The organism is Rhodococcus sp. (in: high G+C Gram-positive bacteria) (genome assembly GCF_049591685.1).
Taxonomy (GTDB): Bacteria; Actinomycetota; Actinomycetes; order Mycobacteriales; family Mycobacteriaceae; genus Rhodococcoides.
In genome coordinates this window covers 1-3420 of record NZ_JBAWFH010000358.1, presented here as the reverse complement: position 1 = coordinate 3420, position 3420 = coordinate 1, and the positions used below count along the sequence as shown (strand labels likewise).

Below are 3420 nucleotides of genomic sequence, written 5' to 3'. Positions count from 1 at the left end.
GGGTGCAGTGGCGCGATGTCTCGTCGGGCGACGACGTGTTCCACCCGGACGACCGAGCAGTGATCTCGGACGCCCATTCGGGCCTGATGGCCGGGCACGATCACGAGCACATCACCGTGCGCACGAGGGCAGCCGACGACACCTGGCTGCCGACCCGGATGCGCATCTCGTCGTACCCGGGTGACTTGAACGAGCACCTGGCCGTCGTCGACATGTACCAGGACTAGCCGATCGCGTCGAGGGACTCCAACGTGCGTACTACCGCGCGGGCGGCCTCGACGCCCTTGGTCTCGAGGTGCTCGGAGAAGAACTTGATGTGATCGGCGTGCTCGTGAAAATGATGGGGCGTCAGCACCACGGAGAACACCGGCACATCCGTGTCGAGCTGCACCCGCATCAACCCGTCGATGACGGCCGTTTCGACGAACTCGTGCCGGTAGATCCCGCCGTCGACGACGAGAGCCGCGGCAACGATGGCCGAGTACCGTCCCGTCAGTGCGAGCCGCTTCGCGTGCAACGGAATCTCGAACGCGCCGGGAACCTCGAACGTGTCGACCACTCCGCCCGAGCCGCTGACGCCGTACTCCTGCTCGAAACCGTGGCGCGCACGGTCGACCAATTCACGGTGCCAGGTGGCCTGAACGAACGCTACGGCTGCGGGCATGGGCTTGTTCATCCTTCGATGTTAGTGGTCGAGTAGGTCGAGAGTGTTCTCGTCGGGCCTGCCGTCGAAGTACTTTCGCAGAACGTCGCCGAACACGGCGACATCGGGTGCAGCCTCGGCGAACAGTGTCATGGACGAATGCAGTTTCAGGTTGTCCGGATATCCGAAGATCTCGGCGACGGATTTCTCTTCGATCTTGTTCACCAGACCGGCCGCCTGCTGCAGGCGCGGACCCAGAATCTCGTGCGAAAGGTACAGCTGCGCTTCGGTCAGATCCCGGATGCCGAAATGCTGCGCCGTCGGACTGTGCCCCAGGCCCGCGAGTTGCGGAAACACGAACCACATCCAGTGGGTGCGCTTCTCGCCTGCCTTCAGCTCCGAGCGGGCCGCAGGCCACACCCGGTCCTGCGCGTCGATGAACCTCTGTAGGTCGTAATCGGTCACGTCGTCGTCCGTCACAGGGCGCTGGACCTCCTCGAATCGATCACTCCGGTATCGAAGCCCGCAAGGTGCAGACCACCGTGGAACCGAGCATGCTCGATTTTCAGGCAGCGGTCCATCACCACCTGAAGGCCGGCTTCCTCTGCATCCCGTGCGAGGTCCTCGTGCCACAGACCGAGCTGAAGCCACAGCGTGGACGCATTCGACGCGACGACCTCCTGCAGCACCGACGGTAGGTCGTCGTGCTTGCAGAAGACGTCGACGAGATCCGGCTCGACCGGCAGGTCGGCAAGTGTGGGATACACCCGTGCGCCGTCGATGTCGGTGACGGTGGGGTTGACGAGATACACCTCGTAGTGGCTCGTCGATGCCAGATACCGGTTGACGAAGTAGCTTGCGCGAGAGGGATTCCTGGACGCGCCGACGATGGCGACCGATGTCGTTTCGCGAAGTATCCGTTGTCGTTGCCGAGCCGACGGGCCCTGCCAGGTACGTGTCGTCATGCCCGCGCCTTTCCGGTCGCCGCGGTGAGAGCCTGGTCCAGGTCCCACAGGAGGTCGTCGACGTCTTCGAGGCCGACGCTGATGCGCACGAGATCCGGGCGAACACCCGCGTCATGGAGTTGCGCGTCGGTCAGCTGCCGATGGGTGGTGCTCGCGGGATGGATCACGAGGGTACGCACATCACCGATGTTGGCGACGTGGCTCGCGATCTGCACGCTGTCGACGAACGTCCTACCCGCGTCGCGGCCACCGACGATCCCGAACGCGAACACCGCGCCCGGCCCGGCAGGTAGATACCGCTTCGCCCGCTCGTGGTGCGGATGTGTCGGCAGGCCCGCCCACTCGACGTAGTCGATTCGTGGGTCGGCGGCGAGCCAATCGGCAACAGCCCGAGCCGAGGCGACGTGAGCGTCCATGCGCTGCGGAAGCGTCTCGACCCCCTGAATCAAGGTGAACGCCGACTGCGCGGGCAACGACCCGCCGATATCGCGCAGCTGTTCGCTGCGCAACTTCGTCAGAAATCCGTATTCGCCGAAATTGCCCCACCAGGACAAGCCGCCATAGGAGGCAACAGTATCCGTCATCTGCGGGAATTTGCCGCTGCCCCAATCGAACCGGCCCGATTCGACGACCAACGGGATGCCGCGATTGTGCGCCGCGTCCGCAAGACCCGTCAGGTCCGCGATGTCGCCCGACGGGTTGCCGATGACCTCGACGAACGCGAGCTTCGTCTTGTCCGTGATCGCAGCCGCGTAATCAGCCGGGTCGGTGCCCGCGACGAATGTGGTGTCGACGCCGAACCTCCTGAGCGTGACGTCGAGCTGAGTTACGGTGCCGCCGTGCAACCCTGCTGCTGCAACGATGTTGTCGCCGCTTCCCGCGAGCGCGGCGAACACCGCGAATTGTGCGGCGAGACCGCTGGCGAACGCTACCGCCCCGATGCCGCCCTCGAGGCTCGCGATGCGTTCTTCGAGGGCGGCAACGGTGGGGTTCGCAATCCGGCTGTACACGTTGCCGTACTTCTGAAGCGCGAACAAATCACCCGCATCCGCCGAATCCTCGAAAACATAAGCGGCCGTTTGATAGATGGGCACGGCGCGTGCGCCTGTCGACGGATCCGAATGATCTCTCGCCCATCGGTCAGTCGGTTTCGAGGGTGGTGTGTACCGGCGTCGGGTTCCGCGTCAAGTCCAGAACGGGGCAGTGTGCGTCGACCGCGTTCTGCAATTCCTCGTAGCGCTCCCGTGTCTCCGGGCCCGTGACCTTGACGACGACGCGCACTTCGCCGAACCCGGCGCGGACGTTATCGTCGAAGCCGAAGAACCCACGAAGGTCGAGATCGCCTTCGGCCCGTGCGGTGATGTCGTCGACAGTGATGCCGAGCTTGTCGGCCCACACGCGATAGGTCACCACCTGGCAGGACAGCAGCGAAGCGAGGTAGTACTCAACAGGATTGGCTGCGGTGCTCTCCCCGCCGAGAGCGGGCGGCTCGTCCACCTCGACGGAGTACTTACCGAGGGTGACCGTGCTGGCCACCGCGTCGTGCGCGACGGCAGACGCCCGAAAAACCGCCAGGGCATTCCCCGGATCGGCGTCGACGGCCTGCTTGGTGGCCGAGGTGACGGCGCCGAGATGAGATGTTGCCGATGCTGTGGACATGGGTGTCCCTTCGTATGGGTGTTGTGCTGGGCCTGATTGGTTTCGATCAGGACCGGCGACAACGGGACGCGCATACGAAGCCGTAATCGATGGTGCGCCGCCGAACGAGCTGCCGGGGAGCGGCAGTCACATGGGTCGCGGTCACGCAGCGAC

Annotated in this window: 5 protein-coding genes and 2 pseudogenes; 1 reads left to right on the top strand and 6 read right to left on the bottom strand. The window is 64.6% G+C overall.

What is annotated here, in order from left to right:
- Positions 1-227: pseudogene (locus tag WBQ44_RS15070) on the top strand (GAF domain-containing protein); the annotation flags it as partial.
- Here WBQ44_RS15070 and WBQ44_RS15065 read toward each other — a convergent pair.
- From WBQ44_RS15065 to WBQ44_RS15040, 6 genes and pseudogenes are all read right to left on the bottom strand, one after another.
- The gene (locus WBQ44_RS15065) at positions 224-676 is read right to left on the bottom strand and encodes a 6,7-dimethyl-8-ribityllumazine synthase (protein ID WP_495567481.1); all 453 of its coding nucleotides are present in this window, start codon (positions 674-676) and stop codon (positions 224-226) included. The pseudogene WBQ44_RS15070 and the gene WBQ44_RS15065 sit on opposite strands and share 4 nt — an antisense overlap.
- 9 nt (positions 677-685) lie before the next feature.
- Positions 686-1123: a DUF1810 domain-containing protein gene (locus WBQ44_RS15060; RefSeq protein ID WP_495567480.1), complete on the bottom strand. Its 438-nt coding sequence runs from the start codon at positions 1121-1123 to the stop codon at positions 686-688.
- Positions 1120-1608 (bottom strand): CoA-binding protein, encoded by a 489-nt coding sequence (locus WBQ44_RS15055; protein ID WP_495567479.1) that lies wholly within the window; start codon positions 1606-1608, stop codon positions 1120-1122. Before WBQ44_RS15055 ends, WBQ44_RS15060 begins: the two co-directional genes overlap by 4 nt.
- The gene (locus WBQ44_RS15050) at positions 1605-2192 is read right to left on the bottom strand and encodes a PLP-dependent transferase (protein ID WP_495567482.1); all 588 of its coding nucleotides are present in this window, start codon (positions 2190-2192) and stop codon (positions 1605-1607) included. Before WBQ44_RS15050 ends, WBQ44_RS15055 begins: the two co-directional genes overlap by 4 nt.
- 51 nt (positions 2193-2243) lie before the next feature.
- A pseudogene (locus tag WBQ44_RS15045) lies at positions 2244-2723 on the bottom strand (aminotransferase class I/II-fold pyridoxal phosphate-dependent enzyme); the annotation flags it as partial.
- Positions 2724-2748: 25 nt separating this feature from the next.
- The gene (locus tag WBQ44_RS15040) at positions 2749-3267 is read right to left on the bottom strand and encodes an OsmC family protein (protein WP_495567478.1); all 519 of its coding nucleotides are present in this window, start codon (positions 3265-3267) and stop codon (positions 2749-2751) included.
- Positions 3268-3420: the final 153 nt, after the last annotated feature.